The sequence below is a fragment of the Vagococcus luciliae genome (assembly GCF_024637875.1).
Taxonomy (GTDB): domain Bacteria; phylum Bacillota; class Bacilli; order Lactobacillales; family Vagococcaceae; genus Vagococcus; species Vagococcus luciliae.
The window spans coordinates 2,100,686-2,115,915 of sequence record NZ_CP102451.1 but is presented as its reverse complement, the minus strand read 5'-3'; the positions used below and the strand labels follow the sequence as shown (position 1 = coordinate 2,115,915).

17 protein-coding genes are annotated in these 15,230 nt (G+C 30.7%); 12 read left to right on the top strand and 5 right to left on the bottom strand.

The window, feature by feature from the left end; translation table 11 throughout:
• Positions 1–48: 48 nt before the first annotated feature.
• The 4 genes from G314FT_RS10295 to G314FT_RS10280 form a co-directional block, all read right to left on the bottom strand.
• On the bottom strand, positions 49–849 hold the full coding sequence (locus tag G314FT_RS10295) for a GH25 family lysozyme (protein ID WP_257701365.1): 801 nt from the start codon (positions 847–849) through the stop codon (positions 49–51).
• A gap of 60 nt (positions 850–909) precedes the next feature.
• Complete coding sequence (locus G314FT_RS10290; RefSeq protein ID WP_241699308.1) at positions 910–1,122, bottom strand: DUF2922 domain-containing protein; 213 nt, start codon at positions 1,120–1,122, stop codon at positions 910–912.
• A gap of 33 nt (positions 1,123–1,155) precedes the next feature.
• Positions 1,156–1,365: a DUF1659 domain-containing protein gene (locus G314FT_RS10285; protein ID WP_257701363.1), complete on the bottom strand. Its 210-nt coding sequence runs from the start codon at positions 1,363–1,365 to the stop codon at positions 1,156–1,158.
• A 74-nt stretch (positions 1,366–1,439) separates the two neighbouring features.
• On the bottom strand, positions 1,440–1,940 hold the full coding sequence (locus tag G314FT_RS10280; protein ID WP_257701360.1) for a sigma-70 family RNA polymerase sigma factor: 501 nt from the start codon (positions 1,938–1,940) through the stop codon (positions 1,440–1,442).
• A gap of 192 nt (positions 1,941–2,132) precedes the next feature.
• Here G314FT_RS10280 and G314FT_RS10275 point away from each other — a divergent pair, with 192 nt between their 5' ends.
• The 5 genes from G314FT_RS10275 (at position 2,133) to G314FT_RS10255 (ending at position 5,922) form a co-directional block, all read left to right on the top strand.
• On the top strand, positions 2,133–2,909 hold the full coding sequence (locus tag G314FT_RS10275) for a competence protein ComK (RefSeq protein ID WP_257701358.1): 777 nt from the start codon (positions 2,133–2,135) through the stop codon (positions 2,907–2,909).
• Positions 2,910–2,952: 43 nt separating this feature from the next.
• Positions 2,953–3,744, top strand: coding sequence for a recombination regulator RecX (gene recX / locus G314FT_RS10270; protein ID WP_257701349.1), 792 nt, complete (start codon positions 2,953–2,955; stop codon positions 3,742–3,744).
• 3 nt (positions 3,745–3,747) lie between these two features.
• Positions 3,748–4,884 carry an A/G-specific adenine glycosylase gene (mutY, locus tag G314FT_RS10265; protein ID WP_257701347.1) on the top strand — a complete coding sequence of 379 codons (1,137 nt, stop codon included), beginning with the start codon at positions 3,748–3,750 and terminating at the stop codon, positions 4,882–4,884.
• Positions 4,885–4,999: 115 nt separating this feature from the next.
• On the top strand, positions 5,000–5,533 hold the full coding sequence (gene ntdP / locus G314FT_RS10260; RefSeq protein ID WP_117972596.1) for a nucleoside tri-diphosphate phosphatase: 534 nt from the start codon (positions 5,000–5,002) through the stop codon (positions 5,531–5,533).
• 179 nt (positions 5,534–5,712) lie between these two features.
• Positions 5,713–5,922, top strand: a complete 210-nt coding sequence (locus tag G314FT_RS10255) for a hypothetical protein (RefSeq protein ID WP_257701337.1) — start codon at positions 5,713–5,715, stop codon at positions 5,920–5,922.
• A 49-nt stretch (positions 5,923–5,971) separates the two neighbouring features.
• Here G314FT_RS10255 and G314FT_RS10250 read toward each other — a convergent pair whose 3' ends face one another.
• Positions 5,972–6,406 carry a GNAT family N-acetyltransferase gene (locus G314FT_RS10250; protein ID WP_257701330.1) on the bottom strand — a complete coding sequence of 145 codons (435 nt, stop codon included), beginning with the start codon at positions 6,404–6,406 and terminating at the stop codon, positions 5,972–5,974.
• A gap of 109 nt (positions 6,407–6,515) precedes the next feature.
• On the opposite strand from G314FT_RS10250, the gene G314FT_RS10245 reads away from it, so the two are divergent.
• The 7 genes from G314FT_RS10245 (at position 6,516) to G314FT_RS10215 (ending at position 15,175) form a co-directional block, all read left to right on the top strand.
• Positions 6,516–7,628: an AI-2E family transporter gene (locus G314FT_RS10245; protein ID WP_257701329.1), complete on the top strand. Its 1,113-nt coding sequence runs from the start codon at positions 6,516–6,518 to the stop codon at positions 7,626–7,628.
• A 102-nt stretch (positions 7,629–7,730) separates the two neighbouring features.
• Positions 7,731–9,083 (top strand): hemolysin family protein, encoded by a 1,353-nt coding sequence (locus G314FT_RS10240; protein ID WP_257701328.1) that lies wholly within the window; start codon positions 7,731–7,733, stop codon positions 9,081–9,083.
• 19 nt (positions 9,084–9,102) lie between these two features.
• On the top strand, positions 9,103–9,498 hold the full coding sequence (gene tagD, locus G314FT_RS10235; RefSeq protein ID WP_257701327.1) for a glycerol-3-phosphate cytidylyltransferase: 396 nt from the start codon (positions 9,103–9,105) through the stop codon (positions 9,496–9,498).
• A gap of 29 nt (positions 9,499–9,527) precedes the next feature.
• Positions 9,528–10,115, top strand: coding sequence for a hypothetical protein (locus G314FT_RS10230; protein ID WP_257701321.1), 588 nt, complete (start codon positions 9,528–9,530; stop codon positions 10,113–10,115).
• A 14-nt stretch (positions 10,116–10,129) separates the two neighbouring features.
• Positions 10,130–11,551 carry a glycosyltransferase family 2 protein gene (locus tag G314FT_RS10225; protein ID WP_257701320.1) on the top strand — a complete coding sequence of 474 codons (1,422 nt, stop codon included), beginning with the start codon at positions 10,130–10,132 and terminating at the stop codon, positions 11,549–11,551.
• Positions 11,552–11,573: 22 nt separating this feature from the next.
• Complete coding sequence (locus tag G314FT_RS10220; protein ID WP_257701319.1) at positions 11,574–13,511, top strand: CDP-glycerol glycerophosphotransferase family protein; 1,938 nt, start codon at positions 11,574–11,576, stop codon at positions 13,509–13,511.
• 167 nt (positions 13,512–13,678) lie between these two features.
• Entirely contained in the window at positions 13,679–15,175 is a 1,497-nt protein-coding gene (locus G314FT_RS10215) for a right-handed parallel beta-helix repeat-containing protein (protein ID WP_257701318.1), read from the top strand.
• Positions 15,176–15,230 lie beyond the last annotated feature (55 nt).

Here is a 15,230-nt window from a genome sequence, read left to right as displayed (position 1 = left end):
CCCCCACAAGAAATCAATTTGATTCCTCGTGGAGGGTTATTTTTTATCCTAATCTATCTTTCTAACATAATCCTTGTGAAGTGTAACAAATACCTTGCGATGATTATAGAGTATACAAGCATGCGTTGTTGTTTTGGTGTGGCAAATTTGCTCAATATCAAAGACAGTACTTTTGGAAAAGTACATGCCAGATGCCTTTTTAAAGGATTCATCTGCTTGAATGACGAGTGTTCTTAATGCTTCAAATCGTGTTCCTGTTGTGTGATAAGCGTCCTTTTGTTGGGTGATGGTCTTTTTGGGTGCAGCATATTGTTGCCAAGCGAGTTTATCTCCGTAAAAATAGCTTGTATCAACAGGAGTACTGGTGTATTGCCACATGGCATAGCTTGGCCATTGCTTAACGATAGGTGTGTGTTGAGAGTATTTCGCGACCCATAAGCCATAATCACCAGCTACGACATCCAACCAATCATCAGAGTTTGCATCACTTTCATTCATATAGATGAGAGGTTTCACGCCTGTTTGTTTATAGACGTAATCTAAAAACTCTTTGGCTTTTTGAGCCCCTTGTTTACCGTATTCTTCATAATCAAGAACAAGGATTGCTTCACCTAGATAGCCTTTGATATGTGTTAAGAAAAAGTCTGCTTGTTTGATGACATCATTTTGATCTAGAAAATGATACACACCATAAGGTTTATTTAGTTTTTTGGCTTGTTGGACAAAAGTGTCACATGTATCATCAATAAAATAAGTGCCTTCTGTTGCTTTGAAGATAAAGGCATCAGCTTTTAGTGTATCAAGTGACATCCCTCGTTGGTGATTTGATAAGTCGATTACTTTTAGCATATAAAAACTCCTTTCTGGTATAAGAAAAGACGACGTTTGTGGTAAACGTCGTCTAACATGTTAGAACAACTCTGTAATAATTGTTTCACTATAGTGTGCTGATTTTGGTGTCACATATAATTTTTTACCGTTTGATTCAAACAAATCAAGTGTAGCAATGATAGTCATTGCTTCTTTTACCTCATCTTTTGTTAAATCTTGTTTGGCTACTTTGGGTACTAAGGTAGTTTTTTTATTGTCTTCATTTAAAAAGTTTAAGTTTAATTTTTTCATGGGTGTTTCCTCCTAGTTGGTTTGAGTGAGAGATTAAATATCATAGTGGTGTGTATCAATGATTGCTAGTTTTTCTAATGGTTCATCAGTTGGTGCAAGGTTATTGAAGACATCACTTAAATCTAAAATACTTTCATCAGAAGCGTCTTCGATTAAATTTGCAAGGGTTTGTTTGCGTGGTTTATTATCTCCTACTGCTTTAAATGATAAGATGGCTTTTTTACTGTCAAATATTTTTTCCATGATAGTCACGTCCTTTTTGTTTTTTGTAAGTCGCGCGCCTTACACTTATATAAACGTTTCCCAACTCAAAAGTGTCACACCTTTTTTTCAATTTTTTGATATTTTTTTCTTACACCATCTCGCCAACGATAGACCGTTTGTCTAGCGACGTGGTGTTTTTTAGCGATTTGACTAATGGTTAATTGCTCAAAAAAGCGATCGTTTAAAAAATGACTCTCGTCTTTAGATAAAAGAGCCAGTAGCTCATGATATAGATCAGACGTGACCAGACAACTAGTCATATCCTCTTCTTGAGGGATTGACTCAAGAAAGGAATCTTCGATGACATCTTTATCAAAGCGTCGCTGTTCTTTTCTGATAGCATCTAATGTTGTCCAATAGATTTTTTGGTAAATAAACGGGCGAAATGGTGGGTGATTGTCCAAATCAGTCTGATAGTGTCTATATGCCTTAAGTAATTCAATTCTTGCTTGTTGTAAGTAATCATCAAATTCTGGATGTGTCGGTGTGATATGACATTTCTTTAATGCGCCTAAGATCAATGAATGATAGGTGGTAAAAATTTGTTCTTCCATTGTTATTATCCTCTCAAAAGTTAATCATTTGGCTAGCCACTGTGAGTATAGGCAAAATGAGTAAATAACGGAAAAACCAATTTTTGAATTTTTTGCGTAAAATCATTTAAAAATGCATGAAAACGCTTTAAAAATAAATGGGATATGTTAAAATAATAATCGATAAAAAAACAAAATATAGGAGAGAAGCGAATGAAAACTGAAGGCAGAAAACGATTAATATATGAAGCATTAGCGCATGGAGAGTCGATTACACTAAATGATTTATATAACAAATTTTTACCTTGTAGTGTCAAAATGGGGCAGACTCATTTGTCAGATGATATTTATTTTATTCATGATATTTCTGAATTGGGATTGGCATATAAGACTCTTCTTTTTTCATCAACGACACTCCCTATTCTGACAACATCAAACACTCAAACGTTAATTAGTGAGTATAATGAGAGAAATCAATATATTTTTCAAAAAGTCATACATACAGTAGCGTTATATGATGATTTTAGTCAAAAACGATATAAACAACCTATGATTGATAGACGTTGTCTGTTTGTGCCATTAAACGGATCAGTTAGGAAGGACACTAGCTTTTTTAACATTATGTACATTGAAACGTGTCATCAAAGTAGTAAAGGTGTGACGATGATTAATTTTTTTAATTATTTAAGCCTCGAGATAGATTATGAGTATAAATCATTGCTTTCACGTATCCATGAGGCGATGAAATATTATATGTTATATTTTTATCCTGAGATGTCCAAAATGTTAGATGAAGAACTTGAAGAAAGAGGTCGATTTATCGAGTATCATTTTGATAACGTGACATGTCTGTTGCCAACAATTGATAGTAAACGCTTGGATAGGTGTCGACATACGGTTGATTATTTTTTGACTGTCCAACAACGTCATCAAACGTTGACTATTCACGAGTTTATAGAAGAATACGATAGTTACTGGGGTAAAATATAATGAAAATATGATATAGTAAAAAGATGCAAGGGGGCTAAAAGAGATGGAAGTCATTCAAAGCATCAAAAAAGAAAAAACAGGGTATCTTTTAACAACCAAAAGTGGATTGAAGATGACGATTTCAGAAGATTCACTAGTCAAACATCGTCTACTTAAAGGTAGTGAGGTATCAGAAGAGTTATTAAATCAAGTAAAAGAGGAAGCAAGTTTTGATATAGGGTATCAAAAAGCACTAAATTACCTAAGCTATCAATTACGAAGCGAACAAGAAATAAAAGATTATTTAAAAAAACAAGAGATTAGTTACCCACAAATAGTGAAGATTATTGATAAATTAAAAGAATTATCTCTATTAAATGATCAGGTGTTTGCTGAAAGTTATGTTCGCACAGCAATTAGAACCACTGATAAAGGCCCTCAAGGTGTCAAAGAGTTTTTAATGAAAAAAGGGGTAGATGGTGGGACGATTGATGAAGCATTGGGCTTATTTGATCACACGCATCAGTTGGTTTTAGGAAAAAAATTAACAGAAAAAATGTTGCGAAAATATCAACAAAAAAGTCAAAAAGAACGGACTAATAAAATTCGACAACAATTATTTATAAAAGGATTTCATGGTGATGTGATTACTCAATTGATTGACGAGCTAGAATTTGATGAGGAAGAAGATGAATATAGCTTATTAGTGAAACAAGGAGATAAATTATGGCGTCGGCATGAGCGATTGGATTCGCGAAAAAGAAATCAGAAGATGAAACAAAGTTTATATCAAAAGGGCTTTTCATTTGATGATATTAATCGTTATATAGAAGAAAAAGAGATGGAGTTAGAGTAAAAAATGAGTAAAGAGATAACTTGGACACAAGAAAAAAAAACAAGTTTTCAAGAGGATTTATTAACGTGGTATCGTCTTGAAAAAAGAGACTTACCCTGGAGAGAGTCAACAGATCCTTATAGAGTATGGGTGTCTGAGATTATGTTGCAACAAACACAAGTTGTCACGGTGATTCCTTACTTTAATCGGTTTATGGAGTGGTTTCCAACAATTGAAGCGTTAGCCAATGCTAATGAAGATAAATTGTTAAAAGCGTGGGAAGGACTGGGTTATTATTCACGTGTAAGAAACATGCAACATGCTGCAAAAGAAATAGTAAAAACATTTGATGGAAAGATGCCAAATAAAATAGAGGATATTTTATCTTTAAAGGGGGTTGGACCTTATACAGGTGGAGCGATTGGGAGTATTGCGTTTTCATTACCAGAGCCAGCAATTGATGGAAATGTGATGCGAGTCTATAGTCGCTTATTTTGTTTGGCTGATGATATTGCTTTACCTAAAACACGAAAAGTATTTGATCGTTATGTAAGAGACACCATGTCTCAAAGTGAACCGGGCGATTTTAATCAAGCCTTAATGGATTTAGGTGCTACGATTTGTACGCCAACTAAGCCTTCGTGTGAAACATGTCCTATACAAGCGTACTGTGAAGCCAAAAAAACAAATACGATATCCAAATACCCAGTGAAAAAGAAAAAAGAAAAAGCAAAACCTCTTTATTATGTAGCGGATATTTTACAAAATGATACAGGTGCTTTTTTATTAGAAAAACGACCATCAGATGGGTTGTTAGCTGATATGTGGACTTTTCCAATGAGAGAAGTGACAAAAAAAGATTACGATCGTTTCTCACAAATTTATGACTCACATGATGTATCGACAGGAATGGTAGCTGAGCAGTTAAATTTATATGATGAAGTAGAAAATATAAAAGATAAAAATCTTTTAGGAATTGTAACGCATATCTTTAGTCATAGAAAATGGCATATATTAGTTGTTCAAGATAAGTTAAATGGGCTAAAAGATACTCATCTAACCAATCAAAAGTGGGTCTATTTAGACGAGTTTCCACAGTATGTTTTTCCAAAACCACAACAAAAGATGGTTGAATTACTAAAGAAAAGTATGAATAACTAGTGATATAATAGAGGAAGGTATGCTATAATAATCCTGATATTGGTGTTAAATAACAAATTTAATGCCCATGTGAAAAATTGGCAAACATTGTCAAAGAAAGCAGGATTAAATAGTGATGCGTGTTCCTAAAGAGGGAGAGTTTATCACAATCCAAAGTTACAAGCATGACGGAAGTTTACATCGAACTTGGCGCGACACAATGGTCCTAAAAACAAGTGAGTGTTCGATAATTGGCATGAATGACCACACACTTGTGACAGAATCAGATGGACGTCGATGGGTGACGCGTGAACCTGCTATTGTATATTTCCATACAAAATATTGGTTCAACATAATTGCTATGATACGAGAGAAAGGAGTTTCCTACTATTGTAATCTTGCCTCACCTTATGTCTTGGATGAGGAAGCTTTAAAGTATATTGATTATGACTTGGATATAAAAGTGTTTCCTGATGGAGAAAAACGCTTATTAGATGTTGATGAATATGAAGATCATCGAAGACTAATGAATTACCCAAACGAAATTGATATTGTTCTTAAAGAAAATGTGAAGATTTTAGTAGACTGGATTAATGAAGGAAAAGGTCCTTTCTCTGATGAGTACGTCGATATTTGGTATAAACGGTATCAACAATTATCAAGAAAATGAAGTAACTGTCTGTTTCGTAAATTCAGGGTTTGATAAGCAATGAAGAGGTTAACAAAAAATGATGAGAGAATATCATCATTTTTTGTTATTTTTTTTGTTTTTGAAACGAAAAAAATAACCATTTTGTTTGAATTTATTGTGTTATACTTTTTACAAGATGAATAAAGGAGGGTATTTAAGTGAAGAAAAAACTATCTATCCTATTCTTAATCAGTGCCGTTCTTTGTGTTGGCTTGGTGATATTAAAGTTGTCTCCTTCAGATAATTTTTCCTCTAAAAAAATCATTCGAGAAGTCATTGAGCCAGAAAAGAAAGTAATGACAATACCAAAGGAAGCATCTATTGATTATAGTAAAGAAAAACAAGTGATGTCGATTAAAGAATTGTAAGGGATTAAAAAATAACAAGACAAGGCGATATTCCTTATCTTGTTATTTTTTATATTATTTTTTTCATGTTTTGGTGTTCAATATTGGCTTCTAGATAGGTATCACCAAAAGGTTTATAACCTAGTGATTGATAAAAATCAAAAGCATGAAGTTGTGCTCCTAAAATAAGAGTAGAGACATGATATTGTTTAGCGACATCTTCTACGTAAGTCATCAGCTGTTTACCTACTCCTTTTCCTCTAGCTTCTTTAGCGACAGCCATACGTTGTACTTTCATAGTAGTTTTATCAATTGGTAGTAAGCGAACGGTTCCTAAAGGTTTTTTATTTTCATTATATAAGACACAATGAATGGCTAACTCTTCATCAGCTATTTCAATAGATTTAGGAACGTTTTGTTCTTTTACAAAAACATTTAATCGAATTTCTTTTGCATCGTGATAAATAGTAGAGTTAAGATCGTTTGTATGAAGTAATGGTGACATAGTTGTTCCTCCTTTTTGTGGTTTGTATAATTTTAGCAAATTAGCAGTTTTTTTTAAACAAATAGATTATAATAAATATACGTGAATTTAAATAAAGTGAGGGGATTATATGCTACGAAAATTAAAATCATCTAAACTAATGTTTTGGTCACTTGAATTACTTATTATAGCAACGTTAATTTTAGTAGGAACACAAATTAACTTTTTATTCAAACCAATAGGGACATTATTTACCACAATGTTTGCACCAATTATTATATCAGGTTTTTTATTTTATTGTGTAAATCCAATTTTATTATTTATGTTAAAAAAAGGAGTTAAAAGAACATGGGCTGTATCCATTATTATGCTATTTTTAGTGGGGATAGTGCTGCTACTTATTATGTCAGTGATTCCTAATTTAATAAAACAGATAACCATGTTGACCAAATCAGCACCAGATTTTTATGTGGCGATTGAAAAAACAATTAACGAGGTTGCTCATCACCCTGTTATGAAGAATGTTGATATTCAACAGTATTTAGAGCAATGGAACATCTCTTTTGGAAATATTATCAAAACAACTTTATCTAATCTAGGAAATGGATTAGGTTCATTTATTTCATCTATGGCAGGTGTTGTTATGCTGATAATTACTGTTCCATTTATTCTATTTTATATGTTAAAAGATGGAGATAAGTTTTTACCAAATGTCACACGTTTTTTCCCTGAGACACATAGAAAAGAGATGACAGGATTACTTATAAAAATGAGTCAAACAATCTCAAAATATATCAGTGGTCAAATGATAGAGTGTTTGTTTGTTGGAGTGGCAACTAGTGTAGGGTACATGCTAATTGGTGTGAATTATGCCTTTTTATTTGGTGTCATTGCCGGACTATCTAATATGATTCCTTACATTGGACCTTATATTGGGCTAGCACCTGCGCTGTTTGTTACGATATTTACTGATCCAATCAAAGCAGTCTTAGCTTGTATCGTCGTATTGATTGTTCAGCAAATTGATGGAAATATTATTTATCCAAATGTTATAGGGAAAAGTTTGGACATTCATCCCCTTACTATTATTATTATTTTGTTAGTGGCAGGAAACATTGCAGGTCTTTTAGGGATGATTTTAGGTGTTCCTTTTTATGCAGTGTGTAAAACAATTGTCGTTTATGTCTATGATATGATTCAATTAAATAAGCGCATTAAAGAAGAAAATACTCCCGTTAAGTAATATGGGAGTATCTATCTTTTATATTGAATTTAACTGTCATTTATGATACGATTTTCGGAGGAATATTAAAAAGAACGAATAAATGTTAGGAGAGAAAAGCTTATGAACGCTGACCCTGAGAGTCAGTCTATTTTTATCAATATTATTATTTTGGTTGTTTTAACGTTACTTAATGCGTTTTTTGCTGCTGCGGAGGTTTCCGTTATTTCGGTAAATAGAAACAGATTGGAAAATAAGGCTGAAGAAGGAGACAAATCAGCTATTAAATTGTTGGGTCTAATCAATGATTCAGGAAATTTTTTATCGACTATTCAAGTAGGGATTACGTTAGTTACTATCTTGTCAGGGGCTTCTTTGGCAAATTCTTTTGCTAGAGAGTTAGCACCTGTTTTTGGTGATGTTGCTTGGGCAAAACAAGCATCACAAGTGATTGTGCTAGTGTTATTAACGTATATTTCTATTGTATTTGGGGAATTATATCCAAAACGAATTGCTTTAAATAAACCTGAAGAGGTTGCTAGATTTGTAATGGGACCTATTTCATTGTTAGGTAAAGTGATGAGACCGTTTGTATGGTTATTATCAAGTTCAACAAATATCTTAAGTCGTATTACGCCAATGAAGTTTGATGATGAAAAAGAACGTATGACTCGTGAAGAAATGGCCTATATGCTAACTAATGAAGGAGTCTTAGACTCTGATGAGTTGGAAATGGTGCAAGGGATTTTTGGATTAGACACTACAATGGCTAGAGAAGTAATGGTACCACGTACTGATGCTTTCATGATTGATATTCACGACTCAGCAGAAGATAATATTGATAAAGTATTAGGAAACAATTTCTCAAGAATTCCAGTTTATGATGACGATAAAGATAAAGTCATCGGGATTCTACATTTGAAAAACTTACTAAAAGAAGCCAGAGAAAAAGGATTTGAAAATTTAAATCTGTTGAATGTGATACATGAACCATTATATGTACCAGAAACGATTTTTATTGATGATTTATTAAGAGAGTTAAAGAAAACACAAAATCACATGGCCATCTTATTAGATGAATATGGTGGTGTATCTGGTTTAGTAACGTTTGAAGATTTATTAGAGGAGATTGTTGGTGAGATTGACGATGAATCAGATGAATTAACGATTGATCATTTATTAAAACAAGTAAGTGATAATCAATATCTCATTGAAGCACGTATGTTAATTAATGATTTTAATGAAAAATTTGGAACAACTATTTCGATGACAGATGTTGATACAATGGCTGGATTTATGATTACTGAATTGGGAGTGATTCCTGAAAAGGATGAACACTTAACCATTCATATCGATCATATTGATTTGACAACGTATAAAGCAGAAGGAACACGATTATTAGAAATACTTGTGACAATCAATGAAGTTGAAGAAGATGAAGATGACAAATATTACAAATCACGTGATGATGATTAATAGACAGTGAGGGATTAACATGAGAAAAGTGATTACATATGGAACATTTGATTTGTTACACTACGGACATATTAACTTACTACGTCGTGCAAAAGAACAAGGTGATTATCTGATTGTTGCTTTATCTACTGATGAATTCAATTGGAATGAAAAACAAAAAAAGTGTTATTTTTCATATGAAAAAAGGAAAATGTTGCTAGAAGCAATACGTTATGTGGATTTAGTTATACCAGAACAAGCGTGGGACCAAAAAATAACCGATATTGATGAATTTAAAGTGGATGTATTTGTGATGGGAGACGATTGGAAAGGCCAATTTGATTTTGTGAAAGAAACAGGAGCAGATGTTGTCTATCTTGAGAGAACGCCTGAAATTTCAACAACACAAATCAAAAAAGATATCGGTAACAAATAATATTTAAATAAAAAATTTGGAGTGATTTTGTGCTTTTTTTATTAGGAGTAGCTATTTTTCTTAGTTTATTAATGCTGATTTATATTTTATTTAGTCCAATACCTATGGCAATCAGTCGAAATAAAAAAAATAAACAAATTAAAAAAGTTAGAAAGTATGTAGATAAATTTACTGTGAAAAATAAATATAAGTATTTTTCTAAAAAGATGAGACGCGTAGTGAAAAAAAGTTCAGTTGCTGATTTAATTTCTATAGTTTTTAGTTGTAAATCAATTGAACAAGATATTGATAATAGTTTACAAATTTGTGGGATAGATAGAAAACAGTTTATACAAGACATAAAGTTAGAACCAAAAATAATGAATTATTTTTATAGTGCAGATGATGCTGTTGTTTATGAAGTTCTTTACTTAGCTGATTTACTTCAATTAGATGATTGTAAAGATATTCTTGTTGATAATTTTGATGAATACACTGGACAAGCACAATTTTTTATTCTTTATTCAATGATGAAGTCGAAAAATATGGATTTCTATAATTTAATTAAACAGGAAAAAAATCATAAGTTTAATGCTGACTTATTTAATAAATTAGAAACAGAACTTTATTTAAATTGAGAGGATAAAAAATAATGAGTAATTTAGTAATATTTGTAGGGATTGCAGCCCTTGTAATAAATTATATATTTTTTACGATATATGGTTTTCAGATTATATTATCAAGAAGAGAAATGAAAAAAGTAAAGTCTGATAGGATTATCCTATCAGACAATTTATTAGATTCAAATTCAAGTATTAGTCGACAAAATAGCTTGCCGTTAACTGTGGTTATACCTGCTTATAATGAAAAAGAAACGATTATACAATCTGTTAATAGTTTTATTCAACAAAACTATAAGGATTTAACACTGTATATTGTTAATGATGGATCAAAAGATCATACCATGGATATTTGTATCAATGAATTGAATATGAAAAAAATTGATTTTTTAGAAAAAATCGGCAGTATAGAAACTGAAAAGGTTCTTGGCTTTTATCAAAGTGAGGAATACCCTAATATCTATTTAATTAATAAAGTCAATGGTGGAAAATCTGATGCATTAAATGTAGGAATCAACTATGCTAGAACGCCTTATATCTCGTTTGTTGATGCTGATTCTTTCTTAGAAAAAAATGCGTTATTGACACTTATGACGCCTTTTTATTTTTCAGATGATATTGCTTCTATTGGTGGACTTATTAGACCAATGACAAGACAAGAAAACTTTGCACAAAGATCAATTAAAGTTAGAACGTGGAATTTATTAACTGGTTTCCAATATTTAGAATATTTAAGAAGTGTATTAGTATTTAGATCTAGTTTAAGTAATATAGATAGTACAGTTATTATATCAGGGGCTTTTGGTGTCTATAAATTAGATATGCTTAGAGAAATAAATGGATATGATACATACTCAATCGGAGAAGATTTTGATTTAACTTTAGGTATTAGAAAATATATTGATGATCATAATTTATCTAGTAAACAGATATTTATTTATGACTCTGTTTGTTGGACACAACCACCTTCAACAATTGGCGATTTAGTTAAGCAACGCTCTAGATGGCAAATAGGTTTCTTACAAACGATATTTAAATATAGAAAAATGATATTTAATAAAAATTATAAAAATGTTGGGATTATTGGACTACCTTTATTTATTTTTACAGAAATTATTAGTTTCTTTATGGAAACAATTGGATTAGGCTTAGGTATATATTTTGTTATGGTAAGTGTTGTAACATGGCAAGAGGCAGTGTTTGTTTTCCTTCTATCTTATTTTATTAACTTGTTCTTTACTTTTACAGTTATAGCTCAAAATACAAAAATACAAAGAATTTCCTATTTAGATAGAATTTATTTATTATTTTTAGCAGTAATAGAAGCATTTTCTTACCATTGGATTTCTCTATACGCTAAGTTATTAGGGACGTTAAAATTCTTATTTACAAGCAAAGAGAAAAAACATGAATGGGGAGAAATAAAAAGAAATAACCCAGATAACTTAGTGTAAAGGTTTTTTATTGGAGGATGTCATGGAAGTTTTAATAAAAAATAATGGATTTCATATAAGTAATTGTCCAAATGATTATGTTAATGTAGAATTTAAACAAAATAGAATGAAGTATATGGAACATGAAGGAATCATCGTCATTCCATTTACAGATATTTATGAATTAACTAGTGGAAAAGCAAGTATTTTAAAAATTATAGATGATGAAGGAAATGAATTAATTGATCTTTCTGAGTTAGTATTACAAGAAAATGAAAATTTGTATGATAGTTTTAAAGATACGGTCATTTCTTTATATCCTTCCAAACAAAAATATATGAGAATTTTAGTTGGAGAGTTACCAATAAGTCATCGTTTTATTAGATCTAATCCTCAAATTTATTCCGTTAATCAAATAGATGAAGGTATTGTTGAAGTAGCTGTTGAACTTAGAACGCTGGTATCACCTGTCATTAGTGGGGACTTATTTTTTACGTTTAGAGGAACAATCAATCGATGGTGTATCGCTTCTAATAGAGCAGAATTTATCTTAAAAGAAGATTTAGAATATGTTTCTAGATTGTATTTTCATATTACACCTGAGATTTCGATTCATTTTAAAGAGTTTGAAGGATATTCTAATTATTTTAATAATATTATTGATTTATCCGTTATGTTTCAAACGCAAATTAATTATTTATTTGCTAGAAGACATCGGGTCGGAAATGAAAATAGTCAGGAATTTTATTTTTTACAAGAATATAAAGAAAATTTAACTGGAATGAAATTTTATCAAACATTAAATGAGATGTCTTCTATTATTGTTGAAAGTATTCCATATGCGTCTCGCGAGGGATTTAATTTAGAAGCGAAGACTCATAAGTCGGAGAAATTAACAGCTCTTTTTTGTGAATATCCTGAAAAAGCACAGGATACTGCATTTAATCAATTTAAATTTATGGTGGATAATCATTCGGACCAATTTGATTGTTTTTATATTATTGATAAGCATTCTCCAGATTTAGTTAATCTTACTGACTATCCTGATAATGTTGTTTATTATAAGAGTATGAAACATTTTGAAAAGTTTATGGATGCTGACATGATTTTTCATTCTCACAGTTCTATGTATGCTGAGCCAACTAAAATGTTAAAATTCCAAAATAAATTAGATAATACATTTAAAGTCTTCTTACAACATGGTATTTTAGGTGTACGTGATTTATCTTTTATGTATGCGAAAAAAGAAAAAGAATTTACTAATTTATTTATATGTAGTTCTGATAGAGAAAAGAAAATTATAAAAAATGATTATTTTTACTCTGAAGATGAGATAGCTCTAACTGGTTTATCTCGATTTGATGAATTATTTGCAAAGTATGAGGTATGGAAGTCTATTTCAAAAGATTATAAGCAATTATTGATTTTTCCATCATGGAGAAAAGGACAAAATAGATTAAGTGATGAAAAATTTATGGAAACAGAGTTTTATCAAGAATTTCAAAGTTTATTGAATGATGAAGAATTTATTGAACTATTAAAAAGATATAACATAAAAGCTAAATTTTTATTACATCCTAATTTTAATCAATATAGACATTTATTTACCTCAGAATATATTGATACTAGCTATGATAATTATATTTTGCAAAATGAGTTAGTAGAGAATGATTATTTATTGACTGATTATTCAAGTGCAGCTTTGGATTTTGCTTTGTTAAGAAAATCAATTGTCTATTATCAATTTGATACTAAATTAGTTGAAGCAAAAAAAGATGCAAAGCTAGGTAGATTTTTACCTGGTGATATAGTGAGAAATAGAAAAAGAATGATTAAAAAATTAGATAAGGCTTTTCAAAGAGAGCACATGTTGAAAAAACACGAGAGAAAATTGAAGAAATTATATAAATATCAAGATACAAATGCTAGAAAACGTATATTAGACGCATCTTTAAATTTGTATCATCAATTAAACAAGTAGTTATGTAATATTATGACACCATTGTAATAATTAATTTTCTTTTTTATATTAAAATACAAACATCCAAATCTACTATGAGATTGATTGGATGTTTTTTTAATATAAGATGTTTGACTTTAAATGTCACTTGTGTAATAGTGTACTTTATCAGAAAGGAGTATATTTTTATGAAATACACTAAATATTTTGTGTTGTTAGGTATGATAGCTACTTTCTTTTTTATGAGTATTAAAGTAGAGGCAGTTAGTTCAAAAGATCTTATGAAAAAATATAATATTGAAGTTGAAGAAAAAAATGTCATTGATGTCTCCGATTTTGGAGCAGTAGGAAATGGAAAAGATGACGACACTAAAAATATTCAAAAAGCTTTAGATGAAGTTGGTGGTAGTAAAGAAAAAGTGGTTTATTTTCCTAAGGGAACTTACATGATTAATACTAATGACTCTGAATCGACAAAGGAGAATGTCCAACGTTTTGTTAACACATCAGTCGGATTAAAGGTTAAATCTAATACAACGATTCTTATGGATGATGATGCTATTTTAAAAGCTATTCCAAATGAATTTTATAGTTATACTGTGCTAAATCTTAAAGAGTCTAGTAATGTATCCATTTATGGTGGGCAGATACTAGGTGACAGAGAAGATCATATATATAAATATGCTAAACTTAGACGTGGAAATCCTGAATATAACGGTGAAACTGGTTGGGGGATTTTAATGGTATCCTCTAGCAATATTATAATAGATAATGTTACTATCTCTGATATGTGGGGAGATGGAATTGATTTATTTGCAGATAAAGAATCAAAGACATCAAATAGTAATATAAAAATTAAAAATTCTCATATTTCGAATAACAGACGACAAGGTATATCAATTGAAAATGCTGAGAATTTATTAATTGAAAATAATGTCATTGAAAAAACAAAAGGAACAGATCCTTCCGCAGGGATTAATATAGAACCAGCAGATTTTAAAAATCATTCGCTTAGAGCTGTGAAAGACGTCATTATAAGAAAAAATAAATTTTTGAACAATGATGATGCTGGTGTACTTCTTTATGGTATGGGAGAAAAGGTGTTTTATGATAAAGATGACGATGGTAACCAACAAAAAGCTCAAATTGATAATATTTTAATTTCAGAAAATGACTTTGATGGAAACAATACTAATCACCAAAATGTCCAAGATGGCGCTTGGGTAGGGGCATATAATGGTCAAATAATGATTGTAGGTGCTTCTAATGTTGATGTTCATAATAATAAATTAACCAATCCAAAGCCATTAGGTAGTATGGATAATACAAATGCTCAATTTAAAGCTAATTCGAATCCTTATGCTGGAATATTAGTTGGTTATAGTGATAGTGTCAATATTTGGGATAATCAAATGAAAAATCAGAATATTTCCGTTATTAATCAATGGTCACCAGAAGGTACATTTGCTTACTCTAATTCGACTAATATCGTTATCGGAAATAATGATTTAAAAGAAGTTGTTTTGGCTGAAGAAGGAAAAAATAAACCTGATGTTACACAAGACAAAAATTTTAAAAAATCAGTCGATGGTGAAGTGGATAGTACTGTTTCAAAAATTGATAAGGAATTAAAAAAAGACAGTCTATTTGAAAGAATTATAACGAAAATAAAAAGTTGGTTTTGATTTATTTATAGAATAGTTTTAAAAGGACACTTATGCTAAATTATGTGAGTCTAAA

Bases quoted from the DNA above. Each gene is read 5' to 3' on its own strand.
- G314FT_RS10295 (WP_257701365.1), bottom strand. From the start codon at position 849: ATGCTAAAAGTAATCGACTTATCAAATCACCAACGAGGGATGTCACTT.
- G314FT_RS10290 (WP_241699308.1), bottom strand. From the start codon at position 1,122: ATGAAAAAATTAAACTTAAACTTTTTAAATGAAGACAATAAAAAAACT.
- G314FT_RS10285 (WP_257701363.1), bottom strand. From the start codon at position 1,365: ATGGAAAAAATATTTGACAGTAAAAAAGCCATCTTATCATTTAAAGCA.
- G314FT_RS10280 (WP_257701360.1), bottom strand. From the start codon at position 1,940: ATGGAAGAACAAATTTTTACCACCTATCATTCATTGATCTTAGGCGCA.
- G314FT_RS10275 (WP_257701358.1), top strand. From the start codon at position 2,133: ATGAAAACTGAAGGCAGAAAACGATTAATATATGAAGCATTAGCGCAT.
- recX (WP_257701349.1), top strand. From the start codon at position 2,953: ATGGAAGTCATTCAAAGCATCAAAAAAGAAAAAACAGGGTATCTTTTA.
- mutY (WP_257701347.1), top strand. From the start codon at position 3,748: ATGAGTAAAGAGATAACTTGGACACAAGAAAAAAAAACAAGTTTTCAA.
- ntdP (WP_117972596.1), top strand. From the start codon at position 5,000: ATGCGTGTTCCTAAAGAGGGAGAGTTTATCACAATCCAAAGTTACAAG.
- G314FT_RS10250 (WP_257701330.1), bottom strand. From the start codon at position 6,406: ATGTCACCATTACTTCATACAAACGATCTTAACTCTACTATTTATCAC.
- G314FT_RS10245 (WP_257701329.1), top strand. From the start codon at position 6,516: ATGCTACGAAAATTAAAATCATCTAAACTAATGTTTTGGTCACTTGAA.
- G314FT_RS10240 (WP_257701328.1), top strand. From the start codon at position 7,731: ATGAACGCTGACCCTGAGAGTCAGTCTATTTTTATCAATATTATTATT.
- tagD (WP_257701327.1), top strand. From the start codon at position 9,103: ATGAGAAAAGTGATTACATATGGAACATTTGATTTGTTACACTACGGA.
- G314FT_RS10225 (WP_257701320.1), top strand. From the start codon at position 10,130: ATGAGTAATTTAGTAATATTTGTAGGGATTGCAGCCCTTGTAATAAAT.
- G314FT_RS10220 (WP_257701319.1), top strand. From the start codon at position 11,574: ATGGAAGTTTTAATAAAAAATAATGGATTTCATATAAGTAATTGTCCA.
- G314FT_RS10215 (WP_257701318.1), top strand. From the start codon at position 13,679: ATGAAATACACTAAATATTTTGTGTTGTTAGGTATGATAGCTACTTTC.